Raw genomic sequence first — 24,006 nt, 5'->3', positions numbered from 1 at the left:
TATAATCCCCTGTTCCAAATTTTGAGGATATGCGCGTATGGCCAGGCTTCCCGATCAGGACTTCATCAAGGTTCGCGGTGCGCGGGAGCATAACCTCAAGGGCGTCGATGTCGATATTCCGCGCGGCGAGCTGGTGGTCCTGACCGGGCTCTCCGGCTCCGGCAAGTCCTCCCTAGCCTTCGATACCATCTATGCCGAGGGTCAGCGCCGCTATGTCGAGAGCCTGTCGGCCTATGCCCGCCAGTTCCTGGAGCTGATGTCAAAGCCGGATGTCGATCTGATCGAGGGCCTGTCCCCGGCTATTTCCATCGAGCAGAAGACCACCTCGAAGAATCCGCGCTCGACGGTCGGTACCGTCACCGAAATCCATGACTATATGCGCCTGTTGTGGGCGCGCGTCGGCGTGCCCTATTCGCCGGCCACCGGCCTGCCGATCGAAAGCCAAACTATTTCTCAGATGGTCGACAAGATCATGGCCCTGCCGGAAGGCACCCGACTGCTGCTGCTGGCGCCCTTCGTGCGCGGCCGCAAGGGCGAATACAAGAAGGAAATCGCCGATCTCCAGCGCCAGGGCTTCCAGAGACTGAAGATCAACGGCGAATACTATCCCATTGAAGATGCACCGAAACTCGACAAGAAATTCAAGCACGACATCGATGTGGTGATCGACCGCGTGGTGGTGAAGTCAGGCATCATGGCGCGCCTGGCGGATTCGCTGGAAACGGCGCTGCGGCTGGCCGACGGCCTGGCCATAGCCGAACATGCCGATACTGAAGAGGGCGAGACCGAACCGAAGCGCATCATCTTCTCGGAAAAGTTCGCCTGCCCGGTTTCCGGTTTCACCATTGCCGAAATCGAGCCGCGTCTCTTCTCCTTCAATAATCCATATGGCGCCTGCCCGACCTGCGACGGCCTGGGGGTCAAGTTGGCCTTCGACCAGGGCCTGATCGTCGCCGATCCGAAACTGTCCCTGACAGATGGCGCCATCGCGCCCTGGTCGAAAGGCCCCTCGCCGCTTTACGCCCAGACCCTGCAGGCCCTGAGCGTTCACTACGGCTTCAAGATGGATACGCCGTGGGAAAAGCTGAGCGACGAGGTCCGTAATGTGATCCTGAACGGTTCCGGCGGGGACAAGATCAAGTTTGTCTACGAAGACGGCAGTCGCCGCTACGATGTTACCAAGATATTTGAAGGCGTCATCCCGAACATGGACCGGCGCTGGCGCGAAACCGATTCGTCGTGGGTGCGCGAGGATCTGGCGCGCTACCAGTCGGAAACCCCGTGCGAGGCCTGCGGTGGCAAGCGCCTGAAACCCGAGGCATTGGCGGTCAAGATCGACGCGAAGGATATTGCCCAGATTTCCGGGCTGTCGATCAAGAAAGCGCATGAATGGTTTAATGCTATCGAAGGCAAGCTGACGGAAAAGCAGCTGGAAATCGCTCGGCGAATTCTGAAAGAAATCAAGGACCGGCTGCGTTTTCTTAATGATGTGGGTCTGGATTATCTCAACCTGTCGCGCAACTCCGGCACGCTGTCGGGTGGCGAGAGTCAGCGTATCCGCCTGGCCTCGCAGATCGGTTCCGGCCTGACCGGCGTGCTCTATGTGCTCGATGAACCCTCCATAGGCCTGCACCAGCGCGACAACGACCGCCTGCTGGAAAGCCTGAAGGGCCTGCGCGACCTCGGCAATTCAGTTCTGGTGGTTGAGCACGACGAAGATGCCATCCTGACTGCCGACTATGTCATCGACATGGGCCCCGCCGCCGGGGTGCATGGCGGCCAGATCATCGCCCAGGGGACGCCCGCCGATATCAAGGCCAATCCGGAGTCGATCACCGGTCAGTACCTGACCGGCAAGAAGGAAATTCCGCTCTTCTATGGCGCCGGTCACAACAACCAGCGCCGCCCGGTCAATAAAAAGAAGATGCTGAAGGTGATCGGCGCGCGCGGTAACAATCTGAAAAGCGTCACTGGCGAAATTCCGGTCGGCGTCATGACCTGCATTACCGGCGTTTCCGGCGGCGGCAAGTCGACCTTCACGCTGGAGACCCTGTACAAGGCCGCCGCCCGGCGCCTGAACAATGCCTCGGCGCACCCGGCGCCGCACGACAAGATCGAGGGGCTGGAGTTCTTCGACAAGATCGTCGAGATCGATCAGTCGCCCATCGGCCGCACACCGCGTTCCAACCCGGCCACCTATACGGGCGCCTTCGGTCCGATCCGCGACTGGTACGCCGGCCTGCCGGAATCGAAAGCCCGCGGCTATGGCCCTGGCCGCTTCTCGTTCAACGTCAAGGGTGGCCGCTGCGAGGCCTGTTCGGGCGACGGTCTGATCAAGATCGAGATGCATTTCCTGCCGGACGTCTATGTCACCTGCGATGTCTGCAAGGGCAAACGCTACAATCGCGAGACGCTCGACATCGTCTTCCGCGGCTATTCGATCGCCGATGTACTCGACATGACAGTGGAAGAAGGTGCGGACCTCTTCAAGGCCGTGCCATCCATCCGTGATAAGCTGGAGACCCTCAAACGCGTGGGCCTCGGCTATATCAAGATCGGCCAGCAGGCCACCACCCTGTCCGGCGGTGAGGCCCAGCGCGTCAAGCTTTCCAAGGAGTTGTCCAAGCGCGCCACCGGCAAAACGCTCTATATCCTCGACGAGCCGACCACCGGCCTGCATTTCGAGGATACGCGCAAGCTGCTGGAGGTGCTGCACGAACTGACCGACAACGGCAATACGGTCGTGGTCATCGAGCATAATCTCGATGTCATCAAGACGGCCGACTGGCTGCTCGATTTTGGGCCGGAAGGCGGCGATGGTGGCGGTGAGATCATCGCTTCCGGCACGCCGGAGCAGGTGGCGGTCAATGAGCGGAGCTGGACCGGAAAGTATCTGAAGGAGATTCTGGCGCGCCATCATCAGCGCCAGCCGGAGCTGGCGGAATAGTTCCCCCATCAGGCGAGGCGCTTAACCTCCGTTAACCATTTTTCGGCACTGTGCAGGCATGAAAAGCCTGAGTCGTGCCTCCCTCGTCCTGATGACCAGCCTGCTGGCCCTCTCCCTCGCTGCCTGTTCCGGCAAAAAGGCGGAGGAGCATACGCCCACAAGCGAACAAGGAGGCGAGCATGGTGAAGCGCACGGCAGCCAGCCTGTGGCCAAATGGACCTATGACGGCGATACCGGCCCCATGCACTGGGGACAGTTGGGCGGGGCTGAGCTGTGCGGTACTGGCCAGCGGCAATCGCCGGTCGATATTGTCGGCCAGCCTAAGATGCAGCTCTCCCACATGCTGCTGAACTATAATTCGGTGACCGCCACTATCCAGAATACCGGCAAGACGATCCGCGTGACGCCGGCCAACGGCGGCGAACTCGATCTGGACGGCGACAAGTACCCGCTGAAATATGTCGAATTCCACAGCCCCAGCGAACACGCGCTGAACGGCCACCAGTCCACTCTGGAGAGCCAGTTCGTCCATGTCGATGCCGAAGGCCACACGCTGATCGTGGCCGTGCTGTACGATATCGGCGCCGCCGATCCGATGCTGGGCTCTCTGTGGACCTACCTGCCCACCGATCCGGGCCAGCCGATGCCCTTGGCCGATCTGCTGATCAATGCGCAGGACCTGATGCCGGGCACGCAGGATTTCTATGTCTATTCCGGCTCACTGACCACGCCGCCCTGCACCGAGGCCGTGACCTGGATGGTCTATGCCTCGCCCCTGACTGTCAGCGCCGAACAGGCCGACGCCTTCCAGCGCCTGATCGGGCCTAATGCCCGGCCGCTTCAGGCGCGCAATGCCCGTGATTTCTTCCGCGTGGTTGGCACCAATTAGCGAGCGGCTTCTTCCTTAACCTTGCGGACCGGCGTGCGCCCCTTCAGCGCGCGATAGGCGGCGACCGGCGCGCCCAGCTGAATGGCGGCCATCAAGGGAGCCACCACGGCAAAGGTCAACGCCAGGGCGATAACCGAGGCCGGCGTCAGGAAGCTGACGATGCTGGTCATGTCCGGCATGATCATGTCGCCTGTGACCCTGAGGCCCAGGCTGAGGACCTGAACGGCCTCGATGATCTTGTCACACAGGAAACGCACAACCATCGCCAACGCCGTAGCCGTGGCATAGCCGGTGAACAGCGACCAGAATCGCTCATTCGTCATGGCAAGGCTGCCGAAGATATTCAGGCTCTGACTGTCGAAACTGTGCGGCCCATTGAGTGAAAGCCGCAGGGACAGCCATATGGCAGCGCCCAGGCCGGCGATGACACCAAGGGTTTGCAGGCCCGTAGCAGCCTGTGAATTAGCCCCACCGATCAACAGCCCGGCCATGGTGCCGACAAGCGCCACGCCCAGGAAAAGCGCAGCGATCACAGCCAGACTAGCTGTCTTGACCGCGATCAGGCGGATTTCCTGCCAGCCGAAGGCGAGAAAACCCAACCGGTCGTCCGTCTCGCCGAACGCCACGCGGCAAACGGCGCCGAGCACGACCGAGGTCATGACGACATGAACCGGCAGACACATCAATCCGGCCAGCAAGATCTGTTGCGATATGTTGATCATGAACGCCTGATCCACACCCGCACTACCTGTATCCGCCTGAGCGATTATCATCTTGACGAAAGCCATGATCTGCGGTCCGGCGACATGGACCATGATCAGGCTCATCACGCCATAGCCGAACAGGGTAATCGCGCCCCAGAAAGCGATCAGCTTCGGCCGTTCACGGATGATGCGAAAGCCCTCGAAGGCAAAATCGAACGTCAGGTTCATGTACGCGTCTCATGCGCCCGCACGTGCGCGGACCGGACTATTTAGACCTGATCGCCATGATCTGCCTATAGGCCGAGGTCAAAAAACCGACAATAAGCGGGAAAAGGCCGAAAATATCCAGCAATAGAAGCGCCATATGCACCAGAATGCCGCCATTGCCCTTAAGGGGCAGTGTATGCGCCACACCGCCGGCAATCAGCAAGAAAGGCACAACGAGTGCCGCCAACCCCAGAAACAGCCGGCCTACATAGCCCGTGGTCAGGCCGAGCGCATTCAGGGTGACCAGCTTGCGGCCGCCGATATTGGCCACTGGCACCAGCACCAGTTTCAGCGACAGGAAGATGAGATACAGGCCTGCGAAAGCGAGATAGCCGATAAAGACATAATCGGCCCCGCTGTGCCGTTTCACCAGCGCGATGAGCGCCGCCATCGAGTCTTCATAGCCCGATGCCAGGCCCGACATGCTGAAGGCAATGGCGAAGACGATGCCTACAGTCGCCACGATCATCAATACGAACAGCGACACCACCACGGTAGCCCACAGCAGCCGTAATTCCGGCCAGCCGAACTGCAGGCCGCCGAAGCCCAGCCCTTCGGCCCTGGCGTCACGTCCAAAGAGTGCGATACGGTAAAGCGCTCCTTGAGCGACCAGCTTCAGAAGGAAAAGAAGCAATACAATCAACAGACTTATCAGCTTCAGCTGATGCGACATGGCAAAAAAGGACAGGCCCACCGTCGCGACCAGCATCAGCCCCAGCACCAGCCACGCTCCCTGCCAGGCCCGCGGCACAAAGCTCACGGCGGCCCAGAGCGCCTGCGTTACCGAAAAACCCGAACTCATAATACCCCCAAGCCTGGCCAGCGCACTCATTTCAGGCCAATCCGGATTTAGAAACAAATCCATTCGCTTTAAAAGCTTATTTCGTTAACGCCGCCGGATTTTCATCCGCCTCTTGCCACGATGCAACACATATGGCGCGCACATAGTGCTTCACAGTGCGACGGCCTTACTATAGAGCGGGCGCATGACAGTTTCTCCCTCTCCCGTACACGTTATCGGCGGCGGTCTCGCCGGTTCCGAAGCCTGCTGGCAGCTTGTTTCCGCCGGCGTTCCGGTCATCCTCCACGAGATGCGCGGCGGCACGCGCGACGGCCAGCCGATCACCACCAATGCCCACCAGACCGATGGCCTGGCCGAGTTGGTCTGCTCGAATTCCTTCCGTTCCGATGACTGGCAATTTAATGCCGTGGGCCTGCTGCACGAGGAAATGCGCCGGGCCGGTTCGCTGATCCTGAAAAGTGCCGACCAGCATCAGGTGCCCGCCGGCGGCGCCCTGGCCATGGACCGTGAAAACTTCTCCGCCGCAGTGACCGAAGCCCTGGCCAGCCACCCGCTGGTGACGATTGTGCGCGAGGAAGTCACCACCCTGGCCAATAAGGACTGGCATAATGTGGTGGTTGCCACCGGCCCCCTCACCTCCGAAGCCCTGTCGCAATATGTGCTCGATGTCTCCGGTGAAGGCCAGCTCAGCTTCTTCGACGCCATTGCGCCGATCATCCATTACGACTCCATCGATATGTCGAAAGCGTGGAAGCAATCGCGCTATGACAAGGAAGGCCCCGGCGGCGATGCCGCGGCCTATATCAACTGCCCGATGGACAAGGACCAGTACGAGGCCTTTATCGACGCCCTGCTCGATGGCCCGAAGGCCGAGTTCAAGGACTGGGAGCATGTGCCCTATTTCGACGGCTGCCTGCCGATCGAGGTGATGGCCGAACGCGGTCGCGAGACCCTGCGTTACGGGCCGATGAAGCCGGTGGGCCTGACTAACCCGCACAACCCGACCATCAAGGCGCATGCGATTATTCAACTGCGCCAGGATAACGCGTTGGGAACCTTGTATAATATGGTCGGTTTTCAGACCAAGCTGAAGCACGGCGCGCAAGCCGATGTCTTCCGCATGATCCCCGGCCTGGAAAACGCCCAGTTCGCCCGTCTGGGTGGCCTGCACCGCAATACCTTTATCCAGTCGCCCAAAATTCTCGATCGCGAGCTGCGCCTCAAATCACACCCGGCAGCGCGGTTCGCCGGCCAGATCACCGGCGTGGAAGGCTATGTCGAAAGCGCCGCCATCGGCCTGCTGGCCGGCCGGTTCGCCGCCGCCCAGGCCTTGGGCCGTGCCCTGCCCGCCCCGCCGGAAACCACGGCGCTGGGTGCCCTGCTCAACCACATCACCATTGGTCACCTTGAAGGCGGTTCCTTCCAGCCGATGAACATCAACTATGGCCTTCTGCCCCAGCTGGAAGCGCCAAAGGTCGATGAAGAGGGCAAAAAAATCCCGCTGAAAGAGCGTGGTCGCGCCAAAAAGCGCCTGATGTCCCTGCGCGCCTTGCAGGATTTGCAGGACTGGCTAAATATCGCCTGAATTTCCGGCTAATCGCCGGAAGTTGTGGGGACATCAATTCAGGTCATTGTCGTGCGTTTGTTGAAATTCATGTTGAAGGCCGCCGCAGGCGCGGCCCTGTTGCTGGCTACCGGTTGCGGCACCACCAAGACGACAGAGACCGTTTATGTGCCGGTGGCCGCCCCCGTGCTGCCCAGTTCGCTGACGCCGCTGCCGATCATGCTGTTCAACCAGACCAAGCAGGGCCGCAAGCTCTTTACCCTGAACGCCGAATTCCCCTACTGCGATCCCGGCACCGGCATGGTGATCGTCGTGCCCAAATGGTACGTCACCGACTTCGCCTCCGTGCCCTGGTACGGTCAGAGCGTTATCGATCCGCAGGGCCCGACTGCCCGCGCCGCCATCATCCATGACTGGCTCTACACCATCGGCGAACCCGGCAAGCGCGACGTGGCCGACGGCATCTTCTATCGCGCCATGATCAAGTATGGTGTGCCGGAAATTCAGGCGCGTATCGCCTATAATGCCGTCCATGTCGGCGGTCAGAGTGGCTATGGTCTGGCTTCCGACTGGCAGTTCACCGATCCGGCGCACCAGGACGTGAAGCAACTGCCGCCCTTCCCCAGGCCGCGCACCGGTGCCGTGCGCATCATGCCGAAATGCCAGGGCTTCAACGAACTGATCCAGTCGGGCTGGCGCGCCTATCCGGACAAGCCGGTGATCATCGCCGTACCGCCGCCGGTCGTCGTGACGGAAAAGCCGCTGGATGATGTGATGAAGAAACTGCCCTGGGGCAAGAAAAAGACAGACTAGATCCGGCCGGTCACGAACGACCAGAACAACCGAAGGCGTTTGGACAAGGGCCCCGGCACCTTTTCCTGCCAGTAGGTCGCTGCCAGACCTGATGGCAGGGCGAGCGGCATCAGAGCAGTCGGAAGTGCCTTGGCAGCCTTGGCGGCTTCGCGCTTCAGGTGGCTGAATTCCATCTCGCCGGCATCGCTCAGGCCACGGGTGAGCTTGATCTGGGTCATGCCATGCAGGCGCGCGATCTCCGTCAGGGCCATATCCTCGCCCAGCACCTGCGCCGCCAGGCGGAACAGATTGCCCTCACCACGATCGACGACGCCAAGCGCCTCCTTGACGGTCACAGCCCCCTTGTCGAGCAGGGGCATCTGGCCCTCGATCATATCCTGGAAAACTACCGGCGACAGATCGTAGCGCGCAACCATCGCCTTGATGGCTTCTGTCAGCGGATGGTAGCGAACCGGCCGCTTTTCGGCGATTTCGTCCAACGCCTCATACCACCAGCGTAAGCGTATTTCCCCCATCAGCGGCTCAGTGGTTCGTTCAGGGATATCGCGCAGGGTTTCCAGAAACGCGAACAGGGCTAATATCTCTGCGCGTTTGCCTGCATCAGATATAAAGGCACAAGCGAGACGGACGTCCTCGGATTTTACTTTAATATCTTGGGGCAAAATTTCTGAGGACGTCACTAACTCTTACCCAAAAATAGTCTGGTGCTTTTTAACTTATATCCAGCCATTTCGGCCTAGCCGAAAATGGTCTGGTACATGGCCATGCTCGCCAGCATCGGCAGGGACAGCAAGGTATTGATGCGGCTGAAGATCATCGCCTTCTTCGCGGCAGCGGCCTTCTGCTCCGGCGTGAAGCCTTCACGGATGCCCAGAGCGATCTTCTGTGCCGGCCAGATCATGTGCCAAACATTGAAGAACATGATCAGGCCCAGCCACATGCCGACACCGATAAAGACAAAAGAGGTATTGGCGGAGTTGAAGCCAAAGACATAGCCGGCGGCGGTCGGTGTGGCAAACCCGAAGCTCAGCGCCTGGGCGATATAACCGCGCACCCAGGCCAGGGCCAGTCCCAGCAGCACGGTGAACAGGGCCGCATAACGGAACCAGAACAGGGCTTCCGGCGCGATATACTTGCTGACCGCCGGTTTCAGATCGGCCGGAATATCCGGCATGACACGGATCTGCACGAAATTGAAATAGTAGAGCAGGCCAATCCAGAGTACGCCGCAGAGGACGTGCGCCCAGCGCAGCACCGCCATCAGGAAGAACTCGTTGAAGCCGGAGCCGTGCATGCCGAAACCGACCATGACCACGATCGCCAGCAACAGGCTGACAATCATCACGTTGCGCAAATTACCCAGAAAACCCGCCATTGTCCTGCCCTCGTGAAAACCCGCTGACTGTCTTAAGCGATTTTGCCGCCAATGCCAACCAGCCGTCCGGTGGCAAAGGCCCAGCCATAGGCCAGCAGGAAAATGCCCATGACCAGTTCCAGTGCGCGCTGCGACAGACCGCCGTAAGGGATATCCACCATTACACCCGACAGGCCGATGGCGCCGATGATCGCACAGGCAATACCTAGCGGATGCAGCCACCCTGCCCGGCTTCCGCGCGCCGCATAGCCTGCCAGGAAGACCCCAACTATACCGGTCAGATAGCCCGTACCGCTCATCAGGTCATGCAGCCACTGCGACAGGGTCATGGTGGCATGTCCGCATTCGAAATTGCACGGATAGAGGGCGCTGGCGATAAGCCCTGCCGCATACCAGGCCAGGAGGCACAGGCTGATCGCCGAGAGGACATGCCGGCGCAGGTCGAAGGCAGCGATCAGGCAGAAGGCGGTAATCAGCAAGCCGCTCGGCAGGAAACCCAGCCAGCTGACCGCCCAGCCGGTCACCGTCCCCTTCGCGCCCAGTTCGCTTATGTACTGACGGCCATGGTCATAGCCTGGGTAATAGACACCGCCGATACAGATAAGGGCGAGGTAGATGACCTCGCCCAGTATCAGCAGACTGAATGCAAACTTACGCAATGCCGCTTGGCGCATCAGGGCATCTGCTTCGGTTTCTTATTGTTCTTCATACCGCCCAGGTCGATCACCTCGGCATCAGGATCATTGCGGTTGACGCCCCAGATCAGGATGATCGGCAGGGCGACATAGATCGATGAATAGGTGCCGATCAGGATGCCGAAGACCATGGCGAAGACCAGCGGAAACAGGGCCGGACCACCGAGGAACAGCATGCCAGCCAGGGCCAGAACCGCGGTCGAACCGGTGATGATGGTCCGCGACAGACGCTCGTTTTCGGAGAGGTTGATGATATCGGCCAGCGGCGTCTTCTTGAACTTGCGCAGGTTTTCACGCAACCGGTCGAAGGTAATGACTTTTTCGTTCATCGAATAGCCGATGACGGTCAGCAGCGCGGCGATCGAGGTCATGGTGAATTCGATGCGCAGGAAGGCCATCATGCCGATGGTCAGGGCCACATCGTGCAGAACGGCGATGACCGCGCCCGAACCGAACTGCAGGCCGGAGGGGAAGCGAATCCAGATATAGACCAGCATCAGCAGGAGTGCCGCGCCCAGCGCCAGGAAGCCCGAACGCAGCAGTTCCGACGACACTTTCGGGCCGACCACTTCGGTGCGCTTGAAGGTGATGCCCGGCACCGCGGCGGCCAGCTTGGCCTTTACGGCTTCGACCCCCTCGTTGTTCTGGTCCTGGGCGTTCAGCTTGAACTTGATGATGACGTCGCGCGCGCTGCCGAAAGCCTGGACCGAGGCATCTTCCGCCCCGAAATCGCCCATGCGCGCCCGCAGATCAGCCAGGTTGGCGGCAGCGGGGGTTTCGACTTCCAGCACGTTACCGCCGGCGAAATCGGTGCCGAGGTTCAGACCTTGCAGAAAAAGGACCGCGATGGTGGCGAGGATGGCTAATCCCGACAGGACAGCGGCAACCGGAGCGTACTTCGTAAAGCGGAAGTGGAACTCGGTCGGCAGGTTTTTGATAAGTGGCCAATGCATGACGCTATACCTTAGATCGGGAGTTTCTTGGGCTTCGTGGCGCGATACCAGAAACCGAGCAGGACCTGGCTGACCAGGATGGCCGAGAAGACCGAGGTGAACACACCGATCATCAGGGTCCAGGCGAAGCCGCGCACCGGACCGGCGCCGAAGACGAACATGATCAGGGCCGAGATCAGCGAGGTAATGTTAGCGTCCATGATGGAAACCAGGGCGCGCGAGAAGCCGACATCGAGGGCGGCAATCGGCTTGTGACCGGCGCGTTCCTCGTCACGGATGCGTTCATAGATCAGCACGTTGGCGTCGACGGCCACGGCCAGCGACAGGATCAGGCCCGCCACGCCCGGCAGGGTCAGGGTGGCCTGGAAGACCGTCATCGAGGCGATGATCAGCAGCAGGTTGACCAGCAGGGCCGCGATGGAAACGCCACCGAAAACGAAGCCATAGGCCAGGAACATGAAGACGACGATGGTGATGAAGGCGATCACAGTCGAAACGATACCGGCATGGACGGCGTCGGCCCCCAGTTCGGCGCCGACCGTGCGCTGGCTCTCGAAGTTCAGCTTGGCCGGCAGCGCACCGCTCTTAAGGATATTGACGATTTCTGATGCTTCTTCGTGCGTAAAGGAGCCAGTGATCTGGCCGCTGCCACCAGTGATGGCACCTTGGATGGTCGGGGCGGAAACGATATGACCATCCAGAATAATGGCAAAGCGCTTGCCAATATTACGCGCGGTTGCATCACCAAAAGCCTTGGCGCCTTCCCCGTTAAAGCCAAAGTCAATCGCCGGACGCTGATACTGATCGACACCGACATTTGCTTTGTTCAGGCTGTTACCTGCCACCAGGATGGCTTTGCGTACTACGATGGGGGTGCCACCCCGGCTGTCATCCGGCAAGGCTTCCGAACCTGGTGGAATACGGCCGGCGGCCAGATCAGCCTGGCTGACGGTTTCATCGACCATCTGGAAGGTCAGCTTGGCGGTACGGCCAATAACGCGCTTCAGCTGTTCCGGATCGCTTTCGCCCGGCGCTTCGATAACGATGCGGTTGATGCCCTGGCGGCTGATCGAGGGCTCCTTGGTGCCCAGGCTGTCGATCCGCTTGCGGATGACCTCGATGGAGGTTTCCACCGCGCCGGCCGAGGTCGAGCGAATGCCTTCCTGGGTCAGGGTGAGCGTGAAGGTCTGGTCATTACCGCGCTGGACGGTCAGGTCCTTGGCAGAGGCATTGTTCGGCAGAGTCGAGGCCAGCTTCGAGAGGATGCCGTAAGCGTCGTTCATCGCTGCCGGATCGGTGACGCGCACCGTGACCGAAGAACCGGAAGCGGCCAGGCCGGTAAAGGCAATGGACTTGTCATTCAGGCCCGAGCGCACCTCTTCGGTGAGGCTGTTGACCTTGGTCTTGATGAGGTCATCGGTATCGACCTCCATCAGCAGGTAGGAACCGCCCTGAAGGTCCAGGCCCAGATTGAGTATCTGGGTCGGCATGAAGCTCTTGACCTGATCCCGCACGCTGGCAGGAAGGAAATTGGGCAAGGAAAACAGGATGCCCAGAAGGACGGCGACGATTACCAGCCCCACCTTCCAGCGTGATAGATTGATCATGATCGGAATGCTCGGTCTTGAAACTGTAACAGCTTAGCTTTTGGTATCGCTGGACTTGGCGTCGTTGGCCGGCGCCGGTTCGCCCTTGACGCGGACCTCGGTGATCATCGCCTTGACCACGCGCACATTCACGCCGGTGGCGATTTCGACCATGATTTCCGCATCCTCGATGCGGGTCACCTTGCCGATCATGCCCGAAGACAAAACGACCGTGTCATTGCGCTTCAGCGCGCCCAGCATCGCCTTGTGCTTCTTGGCCTGCTGGCTCTGCGGGCGGATCATGAAGAAATACATGGCGCCGAAGAGGATCAGCATCATGGGCAGCATGGTGATGAGGTCGTTACCGGTAGAACCGGCGGCGCCGGCGGCCTGGGCAAAGGCGGGTGTTGCGAACACGAACGTCTCCTAAAACATTGACTTTTTATCGGCCATTTAAAAAACCGGTAAAAATTTGTTCGCCATACATAGGCACAACCCGAAAAAGGTCAATGACATATTTGCCACGACCTCCTTACGGGCTAAAATGCCTGATAGCTTTGACTTTAAAAGCGCTCAGGGCAGAACGATCGTCGGATCAATCGGCCGCGCAATATCGGTTGATGGCGTATAACGAATCTCGAAGTGCAACTGTGGCTTGTCGATCGTGCCGGTCTCGCCCACCGTGCCTATTACCTGCCCTTTGGTGACATGCTCATTATTCTGCACCTTCATCGTCTTAAGGTGGGAATAACCCGTGTACCAGCCATTGTCGTGCTTGATATAGATGGTGTTTCCCAGTTCCTTGACCTGGTCACCTTCATAGACAACGACACCATCCGCCGCGGCCTTGACCTCGGTGCCGCTGCCGGCCGCGATATTGATGCCGTCATTGCGCACGTTCGGCGCCAGCTGGCCGAAGGGCACCAGCACATGCCCCTTCACCGGCCATATGAATTTACCCTTGCCCATCTGGGCCAGTTGCGCATTGGCCGGAAAGCCCGGCGGCGGCGCGACAGGTTTGGCCACAACCGGCTTTGACGGTTGAGTTGCTGCCTGAGTAACAGGCGGAGCCACGGTCGGTTTGGTCACCGTCGTCGTCGTGGTTGTCGTGGTCGTCGTAGACGGCTTCACAACCGGCGGAGGTGGCGGAGCCGTTACAGCAAGTTTGCCCGGCGACACAGCGGGCGTTGCGGCCGCCAGGCTGGCCTTTACCTTGACCGGTCCGGGGCCATTGGCATGTTCCTCCGCGCCCTTGTCGCTGGCAAAAGCCGGCAATAGTATCTTCTGCCCCACGCGGATCGGCGAGTCGGCCGACAGGTCGTTCAACGCATAGATCTGGTGAATGTTCACATTGAAGCGGCGCGACACGCCGAACAGCGTATCCTTGGGCTGCATGACATAGACGTAAGCCGCACCAGCCGGCTCCGCAGGCGCTGGGGGCACTGCGGACGGTTTGGGCCGCGATGGCGCCGCAGCGACCGGTGTCGAGGGGTGCAGGGTTTCAGCCGGAGGTGGCGGCGGAGGTGGCGGCGTCAGCGGCGCCAGTTCGCTCGACTGCACGCTGCCGGAAGGCGACGGCGTCGTTACCGGCGGCGGCGCGGCCTCGACGGGTGCAGGCGGCAGGGTCGAGGTCGGCGCGGCCGGCTTGTCCTGCATATAGATCGGATATTTCGGCTGCGGCATGTTCGCCGTGGTACAGCCCTGCACCGCCAGCATCAGAAGGCCTCCAAGTCCGGCCAGGACCAGCCTGAAGCCCAGGCGATGCGCCAGGCTATGCGAAAGATTGGCGAAATGAAGACTATGCGGATTCATCAGGGGCTCCCACGGGACCCTAAGGCGCGCAAAGCTTAGGGCAAACCTACTCTATCTAAACTTATGGCTAACGATTCGTTAAGGTGCGTTGAATATTTCCTTAATGATTTCAGCCTTCAAAACGCCGTGAAGGCACCGGGCCGCCGGTCTGCGTCTTCAGGCACCTGATTTGGTTAAATTGCGTCGTTCGCGCGAATAACTTTGCGTTTATAAGTACCTGCTATAATCTCGACCATGGCCTGTTGGCGGAGAGTTTACGCCACGGATTGCAACTCCGTGCAGCCCCGTTCAATTCGGGGGCAGGCCTCCACTCCCCTCTCCTGAAAAAATATTTTCACTTGCCGCATCCAGACCGGCCCCTGTCGGACATTCAGTCTCAGAAAGCTAAATCGGCTTGCCATGGAGAGACAGATGCTCGTAACCCTTTTCGATCACTACTGGTGGATGATATTCCCCCTCGGCTTCTGCGTGCTCAGCCTGGTCCGCAGCCTGTTGCGGGACGAAGAAAACCGCCGCACCCTGTCGCTGATCCGCAGTTATACCGACCAGGGCAAGGAACCGCCCGCCGAACTGCTGGCCCTGCTCCGCCGCTGCACATACTAGGGAGACCGCAATGACCGCAACTGAATTTGCCAGCAGCTACTGGTGGCTGATCTTCCCGATCTTCGGCATGGGCATGGGCTTTGTGGCCATGCTGGGCCATTTCCGCCACCGCAGCGAGACGCTGAAACTGATCAAGACCTATGCCGACCAGGGCAAGGAACCGCCCGCTGCCCTGCTCGATGCCCTGCGCACAGACGAGGATCGCGCCATGAGCTACCGCTACAACCGCTATGATCGGTATGGACGCTTTGGCTGCTGGCGCAAGGTGGTGGTCTGGGGCGCGCTGGCCGCCGGCTTCACCTATGCCGGCCACTATACGCAGCTGGGCGAAGCCAATCAGATCTTCAGCGCGCTCGGCATCGCCTTTACCGTGGCCGCCGCCGCCTCGCTGATCTGGGCGCTGATCGCCACCTTCAGCGGACCGAAGGCCTGAAACGGTCAAGATGGGGGATTGCAACGGTCATGAGGCGCAGTGGATCCGCCAGGCCAGAGAGGGTTCCGACAGCGCCTTCTCGCGGCTGGTGGCGGAACACCAGCAGGCGGTGCGCGCCTTCGTGCGCCGCCTCGCCGCCGTGCCCGACGATGCCGACGACCTGGCGCAGGAAGCCTTCGTGACCGCCTGGGCCAACCTCCACAAGCTGCGCGACGGCGTTGCCTTCCGCACCTTTGTCTGCGGCATCGCCTATCGCAAGGCGTTGAATGACCGCCGGCGCTTCAACCGCGCCGGCACCCGCGAAACCGCCTGGTTCGGTCTGCAGGCACAGTCACGCCTGTCAACGGTTGATGAAAAGCTGACCGTTCAGGCCGCGCTGGCCAGTTTGCCGCTCGACCAGCGCGCCGCCATTTCGCTCTGTGTGGCGAGCGATTACAGCCACGCCGAGGCCGCCGAGATTTTAAGCCTTCCGCTCGGCACGATTAAGTCGCATATTCTCAAGGGAAGAGCCAAACTCAATGCTCTTCTGGGTGTACCCGATGACCAATGACCCTTTAAAAGCAATGTTGATGGCAGCCGAACCGCCCGCCCCACCGGCGCGCGACCTGGGCTTTGTCGTCGCCGTCATGAAACGGATCGAACAGCGCCGCCTGATGGAAAACCTGAGCTGGCTGTTCACCGTCACGGTAGCGGGCACGGCGCTTTTATTCCTGGTCATGCCCTATATCACCCCGGCCCTGACCACCATCGGGCACTCCCTGTGGCCGGAAGTCATTGCGGCAGCGGCCGTCCTGTGCTCGCTCTACGGCTTCGATCAGGCGCGCCGTGTTTTCGGCTGGCGGCTTTTCTAGCTTTCTGGTTTTAAGTCTCTCGGTTTTAAGTTTCCCTGGCCACGCCGGCGATCAGCGGCACAAAACGCACCTCGCCGAGGTCTTCGGTCTCATAGCCATCCGCCGTCTTGGTGTAGCGCAGCAGGCGCTGGGTCGAGCCGCGGCCCTGCGGCCCCACCATGATCCCCTTTGGCTTCAGCTGTGACAGCAGCATGGTCGGCTCTTCCGGCAGGGCGGCGGTGACAAGGATGCGGTCGAACGGCGCCTGCTCCGGCCAGCCTTCCCAGCCATCGCCGAAGCGATAGATGATATTTTCCAGCATCAGCCGCTTGTGGCGGATTTCCGCCTCGACCATCAGAGAACGATAGCGTTCGATGGTATAGACATAGCGCGCCAGACGGCTAAGCACGGCGGTCTGGTAACCGCTGCCCGTGCCGATTTCGAGTACACGATGGCGACCTTCGATCTTCAGCGCCTGCGTCATCAGGGCCACGATATAGGGCTGGGAAATCGTCTGTCCACAGTTGATCGGAATGGCGGAATCTTCCCACGAGCGATCGAGGAACAGTTCCGGCACGAAGAGGTCGCGCGGCGTATATTCCATGGCATGCAGGACCTTCTTGTCCGTAATGCCCTGCGCTTTCAACGTGCTCAAGAGGCGCTCAAGACGCGTCGGTTCCTCGCTCACTGTGTCGCCTCCACCTTCTTCGGCGCCACACCGCCCAGGGTTTTCTTCAGGCGGTGCAGGGTTTCGTTATGCGTCAGGTCGAGATGCAGCGGCGTCACCGAGACGCGCTTCTCGGCAATGGCCTTCAGATCGGTGCCGTCAATCAATGATTGCTCGTAATTATGAAAATCGATCCAGTAATAATCGCGGCCGCGCGGATCGGTGCGCCGAACGGCATGCATTTCGTGCAGGTTGCGAATGCCCTGACGAGTGACCTCAACGCCGGTCACATCGTCGGCGGCGCAATCCGGGAAGTTGATGTTCATGATGACATCGGCCGGCCAGCCCTGCCGGATCAGATTGCTGATCACCGGCGCGCCATAAACCTGCGCCGCCTGCCATTGCGCTTCGATATCGAGATCGAAATCGAGGCACTGCGACAGGGCGATGGAGGGAATACCGAGCGACATGCCCTGCAGCGCGCCAGCCACCGTGCCGGAAAGGGTGACGTCCTGCGCCAGATTGAAGCCGCGGTTGACGCCGGAAAGCACCAGATCGGGCGGGGTATCCAGCAGGTCATTGACGGCGATCTGCACACAGTCGGTGGGCGTGCCGGCGGCGGCGAAACGGCGCTCGCCCAGGCGGCGCACCCGGACCGGATCGTGCAGGGAAACACCGCGCCCCTTGCCGGATTGCTCCAGCACCGGCGCGCAGACCCAGACATCGTCGCTGAGCGCCGAAGCGATATCGTAAAGCACCTTCAGCCCAAAGGCATCGATACCGTCATCATTGGTGAGCAGGATACGCATGGGGCGTTTGTACGGCGATTTTCGCTGCCGGGGCAAGCGGTGGCGGTGCTTTTTTTGATGACCAAACGATGCGCGTGCCGCGCTCAGATCGAGGTAAAGAATCCACAGATAAGCCAGATAAGCACAGATGGCGCTTCGCGCCTCAGATATCATTCAACACAAAATCAGAAATGCCCATAAACATCTGCGCTTATCTGTGGATAAGCCTTCCTTACCCGATGTGCGTCAGACCGCCCATATAGGGCTGGAGAACGGCCGGGATGGCGATCTTGCCGCCCTCGTCCTGATAGTTCTCCATGACGGCCACAAGCGTGCGGCCAACCGCCAGGCCGGAGCCATTCAGTGTATGGACAAAGCGCGTGCCCTTCTCACCGGCTTTACGCGTACGGGCGTCCATGCGGCGCGCCTGGAAATCCCCGCAGTTCGAGCAGGACGAGATTTCGCGATAGGTATTCTGCGAAGGCAGCCAGACTTCGAGATCGTAGGTCTTCTTCGCGCCAAAGCCCATATCGCCGGTACACAGCAGCATGGTGCGGAAGCTGAGATCGAGCTTTTTCAGGATCGTCTCGGCGCAGGTGGTCATGCGGTCATGTTCGGCGTCGGATTGCTCTGGCGTGGTGATGGAGACGAGTTCGACCTTCTGGAACTGGTGCTGACGGATCATGCCTTTGGTGTCGCGCCCGGCCGAACCGGCCTCAGCCCGGAAGCAGTTGGTCAGGGCGGTCAGGCGCAGCGGCAGCTCTTCCTCGGCAGTGATGGCTTCACGCACGAGGTTGGTCAGAGTGACTTCGGCTGTCGGAATGAGATAATGTGGCGGGCTTACTAATTTGGAGCCTGTTGGGTCTATTCGCAAATGAATTTTGTCATTTGCATCAAGATAGATTTCGGTATCTGGCCCTTTTTTTAAATACAAGCCAGCTCCAAATTCTCCGTTTTTCAAATCCTCTCGGTCGGCCTTATAAAGAGAAGTGGCGAAAAACAAATCTTCCTCAAATTTAGGGAGTTGCCCAGTACCAAATAAAGCTTGTTCACGAACAAGTACAGGCGGGTTTACCTCGATATAGCCGTGTTCAATTGTCTGAAAGTCCAACATGAACTGACCAATGGCACGTTCAAGACGTGCCAACTGTCCCTTTAACACCACAAAGCGAGAACCAGACATCTTGGCCGCCGCCTCGAAATCCATCATCTTCAGAGCTTCGCCGAGATCGGCATGATCCTTGGCCGGGAAGCTGAGGATATTAGGCGCGCCATGCTTGCGAACCTCGACATTGCCGTGCTCATCGGCGCCTTCCGGCACATCCTCAAACGGCACGTTCGGCAGCGAGGCCAGCAGATTACGCAACTCCTCGCCCTTCACGCGCTCGGCTTCCTGCGTCGTTTCGATGGTGGTTTTCAGTTCCGCCACCTCGGCCATCAGGGCCTGCGCTTTCGTCTCGTCCTTCTGGGCCTTGGCCTGGCCGATCAGCTTCGAGGCCTCATTGCGGCGGCTCTGGGCTGCCTGAAAGGCGGTCTGCGCAGCGCGCAGGTCAGAGTCCAGCGCCAGCAGGGCATCGACATCCGATTGCGCCGTTTCGCGGCCACGACGTGACCAGCCCTGAACAAAGCTCTGAGGGTTTTCGCGGATCGCCTTGATATCGTGCATTTTATGAGCCTTGACGTGTATACGGGGAACGGCCCCCTCCGGCGCGACAAGCGCGCCCCCTCCCCCGCTTCGCCAAAAGGCTCGCAAGGGAGGAGAAAGAGCGTCTTATACTGTGTGGTCTATATCAGGCAAGCCCAGAGACAGCGCCACACACGCTGTCGAGTTGCGGGTCAAGGGGCGTTACGCCCCTTGCTTGCCTCTTCTGAGTTCGATGATCTTCACGCACAGGATCGAGATTTCGTAGAGCAGCCAGATCGGTACCGACAGCATGCATTGTGAGATCGGGTCCGGCGGCGTCACAATGGCCGCGACGATGACGATGCCGAGGATGGCATAGCGGCGCAACGAGCCCAGCATCTTCGAGGTCACCAGACCGGTCAGGCCCAGCAGGGTCAGCACCACCGGCAGCTGGAAGCAAAGGCCGAAGGCGATCATCAGGGTTTCGATCAGCTGCAGATATTCCGACACCTTGGGCATGAACTGAACGACCACCCCGCCCGCACCGGTCACCTGCTGGTTCAGCGAGAACCACAGCACCATCGGCAGCATCAGGAAATAGACCATGGCCATGCCGAGCAGGAACAGCACGGGGGCAGCGATCAGGAACGGCAGGAAGGCCATGCGTTCGCGCTTGTAGAGCCCCGGCGCCACAAAGCGATAGACCTGGAAGGCCAGGACCGGAAAGCTGACGATCACCCCGCCGAACATGGCCAGGCGCAGGTTGGTGAAGAAGACCTCCATCGGCGCTGTGGCGATCAGCGGGATTTCCTTGACATTGCCGATGGTCTTGATGCCCAGCAGGACGGATATCAGGTCGAACGGACCGCCATGACCGTGGGCCTTCTGCTCCTCATAGAGCGACGAGGCCACCGCCAAAGGATGGGTCAGCAGCGACAGGATGGTGTTGTGGAAGGCATAGCAGCCGATAACACAGACGACGAACGCCACCACCATGACGATGATGCGCGAGCGCAGTTCGATCAGGTGGTCCATCAAAGGCGCGCGTGACGACTCGATGTCCAGTTCGTCCTGGTCAGCGGTGATGATGTTGCGCTTGGACTTGTCCTCGATCTCCGCGGGGACGGTCGCCGGCAGCTGGGTCTCTTCGCTCATGCGACGGTCTTCTTCGTGCGGGTCCGCTTGACGGGCGTGACGGTCGGTTCGGGCTCGACGCTGGCTTCCACTACGGCCTTGGGCTTACGGACCCGCCGGGGCTTCGCCGGCGTTTCCTTCTCGGCCGGCGGCAGGCCTTCCAGCTGCGGGTTTACCGGCTCGGCGGGCGTCTCGGCCGTTGCCGCCAGATCATAGGTATTGGGCTTGTATTCCGGCGTCGAGCTGTTGAGACTGGAATTGATGTCGGTCTCGATGGCCTTCATCTGGTGACTGACATCATCAAAGGCCTTGATCTGCCCGGCGCGCAAGGCATCGACCTCCTTGCGCAGATCCTCAAGCTCGCTCTGCCGCGCCATGTCCTCAAAAGAGGTGCGGAACTCATCGGCCATGCGGCGCATCTTGCCGACGAAGCGGCCGACCTGACGCAGCAGCTTGGGCAGGTCCTTGGGGCCAACGACAACGAGGGCCACGACCGCAATGAGGACGAGTTCACCGCCCCCGATACCGGGCACCATGTGAAAGACTTTCTCTTACAAGTTCAGACGCAGACAGAATTCAGGCTTACGCCTTGGGCTCTTCGTCGGGCTTCTTGGTCTTCACGTCGTCATCGTCGTCCTTCAGGCCCTGCTTGAAGGCCTTGATGCCCTTGGCGGCATCGCCCATCAGGCCCGACAGCTTGCCACCGCCGAACAGAAGCACCACCACCAGGGCAACGATGGCCCAGTGCCAGATACTCATTCCACCCATTTTACAATCTCCTGTAAGCGCTCGCCCCACCTTAAAATAGGCGTCCGCGCTTCAAATGTCAGTCCTTATGGACCAATTTACGCTCTTATAAGCGCGTTTTAGCCGGTCATGGAAGGGTTTGGCTGAAAAAATAGAACGATAAAATCTATTTCACGCCTGAGTCACAGCTATTCCTTCTCGAAGAAGTCCTGAGCGAACTCAGGTTCTTCCATCTCTTCCAGCAGCAGCGGGTCTTCCGTGGTCTGTCCACTGGAAGGGTCCGGCACCATGAAATCGGCCGGTACATTGATATCGAGCAGGCCCGCCGCACGCATTTCCGCCGCGCCCGGCAGATCCGCCAGCGAAGGCAGCGAAAACTGCTCCAGGAAGTAGTCGGTCGTGCCATAGGTCACCGGCCGGCCGGGGGACCGCCGGCGGCCGCGCAGCTTGACCAGGTTCATCTCGTGCAGCACGTCGAGCGTCCCGCGTGACAGGCCCACCCCGCGTACGGCCTCGATCTCGGCGCGCGTCACCGGCTGGTGATAGGCGATGATGGCCAGGGTCTCGAGCGCCGCTTTCGAAAGCCGGCGCGGTTCCTCGCGTTCCTCGACCATCAGATAGCTGAGATCGGCCGCCGTGCGGAACTGCCAGCGGTCATTGATGATTTCGAGCGCAACCCCGCGCCCGGCATAGCGCGCCTTCAACGCCGCCAGCGCCTTGCCGACATCGGCGCCTTCCGGCAGGCGATAGGCGATTTCCGAAGCCGACAGCGGCCCATCGGCGGCAAACAGCAGCGCCTCGATGGCGCGTTCGACGGTTTCCGGCGTCATGACTTGTCTCCCATCAGCGCCTGCCTTTTGCGCATATACAGGGTTTCGAAAGTGGCCAGTTGCTGGAGCTGCAAATGGCCTTCCTTGGCCAGTTCCAGCGAGGCGGACAGAGTCGAGGCCACATAAGAGACCCGGCGCGGCCCATTGGTCGAGCGCGGCTGCGGCGCCACCTCGTCCAGCGCCGTCCAGTTGGTTAGCTTCGGCAGCTGCGCCCGCAGATTATCACGGGCGTCCTCCAGCGAATAGGCCTCGATGCGGCGCGTCGGGTCATAATGGCGCTCGATCTCACGGCGGCGCTGGGTGACATAGGCGCTCATCAGGTCGAACACATTGGCCTCGATGCGCGAGGACGGGATGATCAGCCGGGCCTCCGGATCGCCGCGCGCGAAGACATCACGCTTGAGCTGAGGCCGCGAGGTCAGGGCCTCGACCGCCTTGCGGATGGCTTCCAGTTTCTGCAGGCGATAGGCCAGCGACAGCGCCAGTTCTTCCGGCGCCGGCTCGTTGGTCTGCTTGCGCTCGGCCTTGGGCAGCAGCAAGCGCGATTTCAGATAGGCCAGCCACGAGGCCATGACGAGATAATCGGCCGCCAGGGCAAAGCGCAGCCGGCGTGCTTCCTGGATAAAGGCGAGATATTGCTCGGCCAGGCGGGTAATCGAAATCTTGAGCAGATCAACCTTCTGCTGCCGCGCCAGGGCCAGCAGCACATGCAGAGGGCCTTCGTAGCCTTCCAGATCCAGGATCAGCGCCTCGTCATTGGCGATTTCCTCGGCGACCTCGGGGCCGGGGCCATCGAAATCCAGCCGCCTTTGCAGGACGTCGTTTTCAAACCCCTTGGGTGTCGTGTCGCGGCTCATGCGGGCAGATGCCCTTCGGTCGGATCGATTTTCACGGCGGTTTCCTGCCCGCGCGACAGGACGACATCGAAACGCGCTCTTGCGTCAACGACGTCCAGCGGTTCGGGAACTTTCAACAGACGGCCAATGGCGGCATTGGCACGACGCAGGGCCTCCCCCTTGAGCTTCGTCACCTCGCCCACCACCGATTTCATCTCATCCATCTGGCCACTGCAATGCAGGATGATATCGACACCCGCCCGCAGAGCGGCCCTGGCGCGTTTGGCCAAAGTGCCCGAAAGCGCATTCATGGAGAGATCGTCTGTGATCAAAAGGCCATCGAAACCAATTACTTCACGAATAATCTTGATGCACTTCCTTGAGGTCGTCGCCGGATTTCGCCGGTCGATGGCGCGGTAAAGCACGTGGGCGGTCATGGCCGCCGGCATGTCGGCATTGACCTGGAATGGATAGAAGTCGGTATGCAACAGATCGGCCAGTTTCGCATCGACCTTCGGCAGGTCCATGTGCGAATCCGCCCCACCACGACCGTGGCCCGGCGCGTGCTTGATCACGGGCAGCACGCCCCCCGCCAGAAACCCTTCGCAGGCCGCCCGCCCCATGATCGCGACGTCCTGCGCCGTCAGGCCATAGGCGCGGTCACCGACGATTTCGTGGGCGCCCGGCTGCGGCACATCCAGTACCGGCGCGCAATCAACATTGATGCCAAGTTCGATGAGATCATGCGCCATCAGCCGCGCGCCGATACGCACGATCTCGCGCTGTTCGGCAGGATCATTGGTCACTTCGGCATAACGGCCGGCAGCGGGATAGTCCGGCCAGTGCGGGGGGCGCAGGCGACGGACCCGGCCGCCTTCCTGGTCGATCAGGATCAGCGCCTCATGCGCCACGAGGCCTTTGAGAGAGGCCACCAGGGTCTTCACCTGTTCCGGCGTTTCGATATTACGGCGAAACAGAATGAACCCCAGGGGCTGGACATCGTGGAAGAAACGGCGCTCTTCCGGCGTCAGTTCGGTGCCCGCGAGCCCCAGAATGCAGGCTGAGACCTTCCTGGCCTTGACCTTACTGGCGGCGACACCCCGCATG

General features: G+C 60.4%; 26 protein-coding genes. 8 read left to right on the top strand and 18 right to left on the bottom strand.

Annotation, left to right across the window (positions count from 1 at the left end):
• Positions 1-37 precede the first annotated feature (37 nt).
• Both uvrA and QM647_RS07570 read left to right on the top strand, forming a co-directional pair.
• Positions 38-2,947: an excinuclease ABC subunit UvrA gene (uvrA, locus tag QM647_RS07575; RefSeq protein WP_414994900.1), complete on the top strand. Its 2,910-nt coding sequence runs from the start codon at positions 38-40 to the stop codon at positions 2,945-2,947.
• A gap of 58 nt (positions 2,948-3,005) precedes the next feature.
• Positions 3,006-3,836, top strand: coding sequence for a carbonic anhydrase (locus QM647_RS07570; RefSeq protein WP_414994899.1), 831 nt, complete (start codon positions 3,006-3,008; stop codon positions 3,834-3,836).
• On the opposite strand, the gene QM647_RS07565 is transcribed toward QM647_RS07570, so the two are convergent.
• Together QM647_RS07565 and QM647_RS07560 are read right to left on the bottom strand one after the other, a co-directional pair.
• Positions 3,833-4,768 (bottom strand): hypothetical protein, encoded by a 936-nt coding sequence (locus QM647_RS07565; protein ID WP_414994898.1) that lies wholly within the window; start codon positions 4,766-4,768, stop codon positions 3,833-3,835. The two genes, QM647_RS07570 and QM647_RS07565, sit on opposite strands and share 4 nt — an antisense overlap.
• 37 nt (positions 4,769-4,805) lie before the next feature.
• A complete protein-coding gene (locus tag QM647_RS07560) occupies positions 4,806-5,609 on the bottom strand; it encodes a hypothetical protein (RefSeq protein ID WP_414994897.1) in 804 nt (267 codons plus the stop codon).
• Positions 5,610-5,793: 184 nt separating this feature from the next.
• Here QM647_RS07560 and trmFO point away from each other — a divergent pair, with 184 nt between their 5' ends.
• Together trmFO and QM647_RS07550 are read left to right on the top strand one after the other, a co-directional pair.
• Positions 5,794-7,194, top strand: a complete 1,401-nt coding sequence (gene trmFO / locus QM647_RS07555; RefSeq protein WP_414994896.1) for a methylenetetrahydrofolate--tRNA-(uracil(54)-C(5))-methyltransferase (FADH(2)-oxidizing) TrmFO — start codon at positions 5,794-5,796, stop codon at positions 7,192-7,194.
• 69 nt (positions 7,195-7,263) lie between these two features.
• Complete coding sequence (locus QM647_RS07550; RefSeq protein WP_414995219.1) at positions 7,264-7,986, top strand: DUF1353 domain-containing protein; 723 nt, start codon at positions 7,264-7,266, stop codon at positions 7,984-7,986.
• On the opposite strand, the gene QM647_RS07545 is transcribed toward QM647_RS07550, so the two are convergent.
• From QM647_RS07545 to QM647_RS07515, 7 genes are all read right to left on the bottom strand, one after another.
• The gene (locus tag QM647_RS07545) at positions 7,983-8,666 is read right to left on the bottom strand and encodes a squalene/phytoene synthase family protein (protein WP_414994895.1); all 684 of its coding nucleotides are present in this window, start codon (positions 8,664-8,666) and stop codon (positions 7,983-7,985) included. The two genes, QM647_RS07550 and QM647_RS07545, sit on opposite strands and share 4 nt — an antisense overlap.
• A 56-nt stretch (positions 8,667-8,722) precedes the next feature.
• Positions 8,723-9,361, bottom strand: a complete 639-nt coding sequence (locus QM647_RS07540; RefSeq protein ID WP_414994894.1) for a hypothetical protein — start codon at positions 9,359-9,361, stop codon at positions 8,723-8,725.
• 32 nt (positions 9,362-9,393) lie between these two features.
• Positions 9,394-10,020, bottom strand: coding sequence for a DUF998 domain-containing protein (locus QM647_RS07535; RefSeq protein WP_414994893.1), 627 nt, complete (start codon positions 10,018-10,020; stop codon positions 9,394-9,396).
• A 14-nt stretch (positions 10,021-10,034) separates the two neighbouring features.
• On the bottom strand, positions 10,035-11,009 hold the full coding sequence (gene secF / locus QM647_RS07530) for a protein translocase subunit SecF (RefSeq protein WP_414994892.1): 975 nt from the start codon (positions 11,007-11,009) through the stop codon (positions 10,035-10,037).
• Between the two features lie 11 nt (positions 11,010-11,020).
• Positions 11,021-12,616, bottom strand: coding sequence for a protein translocase subunit SecD (secD, locus tag QM647_RS07525; RefSeq protein ID WP_414994891.1), 1,596 nt, complete (start codon positions 12,614-12,616; stop codon positions 11,021-11,023).
• A gap of 33 nt (positions 12,617-12,649) precedes the next feature.
• Positions 12,650-13,012, bottom strand: coding sequence for a preprotein translocase subunit YajC (yajC, locus tag QM647_RS07520; protein ID WP_414994890.1), 363 nt, complete (start codon positions 13,010-13,012; stop codon positions 12,650-12,652).
• Between the two features lie 156 nt (positions 13,013-13,168).
• Complete coding sequence (locus QM647_RS07515) at positions 13,169-14,407, bottom strand: peptidoglycan DD-metalloendopeptidase family protein (RefSeq protein ID WP_414994889.1); 1,239 nt, start codon at positions 14,405-14,407, stop codon at positions 13,169-13,171.
• A gap of 411 nt (positions 14,408-14,818) precedes the next feature.
• On the opposite strand from QM647_RS07515, the gene QM647_RS07510 reads away from it, so the two are divergent.
• Genes QM647_RS07510 through QM647_RS07495 form a run of 4 tightly spaced genes read left to right on the top strand, consistent with a single transcriptional unit; the run spans position 14,819 to position 16,294 of the window.
• Entirely contained in the window at positions 14,819-15,010 is a 192-nt protein-coding gene (locus QM647_RS07510) for a hypothetical protein (protein ID WP_414994888.1), read from the top strand.
• Between the two features lie 10 nt (positions 15,011-15,020).
• On the top strand, positions 15,021-15,443 hold the full coding sequence (locus QM647_RS07505; RefSeq protein WP_414994887.1) for a hypothetical protein: 423 nt from the start codon (positions 15,021-15,023) through the stop codon (positions 15,441-15,443).
• 10 nt (positions 15,444-15,453) lie between these two features.
• Positions 15,454-15,993: an RNA polymerase sigma factor gene (locus tag QM647_RS07500; RefSeq protein WP_414994886.1), complete on the top strand. Its 540-nt coding sequence runs from the start codon at positions 15,454-15,456 to the stop codon at positions 15,991-15,993.
• Positions 15,994-16,012: 19 nt separating this feature from the next.
• Positions 16,013-16,294 (top strand): hypothetical protein, encoded by a 282-nt coding sequence (locus QM647_RS07495; RefSeq protein WP_414994885.1) that lies wholly within the window; start codon positions 16,013-16,015, stop codon positions 16,292-16,294.
• Positions 16,295-16,319: 25 nt separating this feature from the next.
• Here the strand turns inward: QM647_RS07495 and QM647_RS07490 are convergent, their stop codons facing one another.
• The 9 genes from QM647_RS07490 to nagZ all read right to left on the bottom strand — a co-directional run bounded on the left by QM647_RS07490 (position 16,320) and on the right by nagZ (position 24,005).
• Positions 16,320-16,961 (bottom strand): protein-L-isoaspartate(D-aspartate) O-methyltransferase, encoded by a 642-nt coding sequence (locus QM647_RS07490; RefSeq protein WP_414994884.1) that lies wholly within the window; start codon positions 16,959-16,961, stop codon positions 16,320-16,322.
• Positions 16,958-17,749, bottom strand: coding sequence for a 5'/3'-nucleotidase SurE (gene surE / locus QM647_RS07485; RefSeq protein WP_414994883.1), 792 nt, complete (start codon positions 17,747-17,749; stop codon positions 16,958-16,960). Before surE ends, QM647_RS07490 begins: the two co-directional genes overlap by 4 nt.
• 211 nt (positions 17,750-17,960) lie before the next feature.
• On the bottom strand, positions 17,961-19,394 hold the full coding sequence (gene serS / locus QM647_RS07480) for a serine--tRNA ligase (RefSeq protein WP_414994882.1): 1,434 nt from the start codon (positions 19,392-19,394) through the stop codon (positions 17,961-17,963).
• 180 nt (positions 19,395-19,574) lie between these two features.
• Positions 19,575-20,507: a twin-arginine translocase subunit TatC gene (gene tatC / locus QM647_RS07475; protein ID WP_414994881.1), complete on the bottom strand. Its 933-nt coding sequence runs from the start codon at positions 20,505-20,507 to the stop codon at positions 19,575-19,577.
• Positions 20,504-21,022: a Sec-independent protein translocase protein TatB gene (gene tatB / locus QM647_RS07470; RefSeq protein WP_414994880.1), complete on the bottom strand. Its 519-nt coding sequence runs from the start codon at positions 21,020-21,022 to the stop codon at positions 20,504-20,506. Before tatB ends, tatC begins: the two co-directional genes overlap by 4 nt.
• 46 nt (positions 21,023-21,068) lie before the next feature.
• Positions 21,069-21,254, bottom strand: coding sequence for a twin-arginine translocase TatA/TatE family subunit (locus QM647_RS07465; RefSeq protein WP_414994879.1), 186 nt, complete (start codon positions 21,252-21,254; stop codon positions 21,069-21,071).
• A 167-nt stretch (positions 21,255-21,421) separates the two neighbouring features.
• The gene (gene scpB, locus QM647_RS07460) at positions 21,422-22,063 is read right to left on the bottom strand and encodes an SMC-Scp complex subunit ScpB (RefSeq protein ID WP_414994878.1); all 642 of its coding nucleotides are present in this window, start codon (positions 22,061-22,063) and stop codon (positions 21,422-21,424) included.
• Entirely contained in the window at positions 22,060-22,920 is an 861-nt protein-coding gene (locus tag QM647_RS07455) for a segregation and condensation protein A (RefSeq protein ID WP_414994877.1), read from the bottom strand. Before QM647_RS07455 ends, scpB begins: the two co-directional genes overlap by 4 nt.
• Positions 22,917-24,005 (bottom strand): beta-N-acetylhexosaminidase, encoded by a 1,089-nt coding sequence (gene nagZ / locus QM647_RS07450; RefSeq protein ID WP_414994876.1) that lies wholly within the window; start codon positions 24,003-24,005, stop codon positions 22,917-22,919. Before nagZ ends, QM647_RS07455 begins: the two co-directional genes overlap by 4 nt.
• Position 24,006 lies beyond the last annotated feature (1 nt).

Source organism: Asticcacaulis sp. (genome assembly GCF_047605585.1).
Taxonomy (GTDB): Bacteria; Pseudomonadota; Alphaproteobacteria; order Caulobacterales; family Caulobacteraceae; genus Asticcacaulis.
Note: the sequence above shows the minus strand (reverse complement) of the source record. Positions and strands in the feature narration are given on the sequence as shown.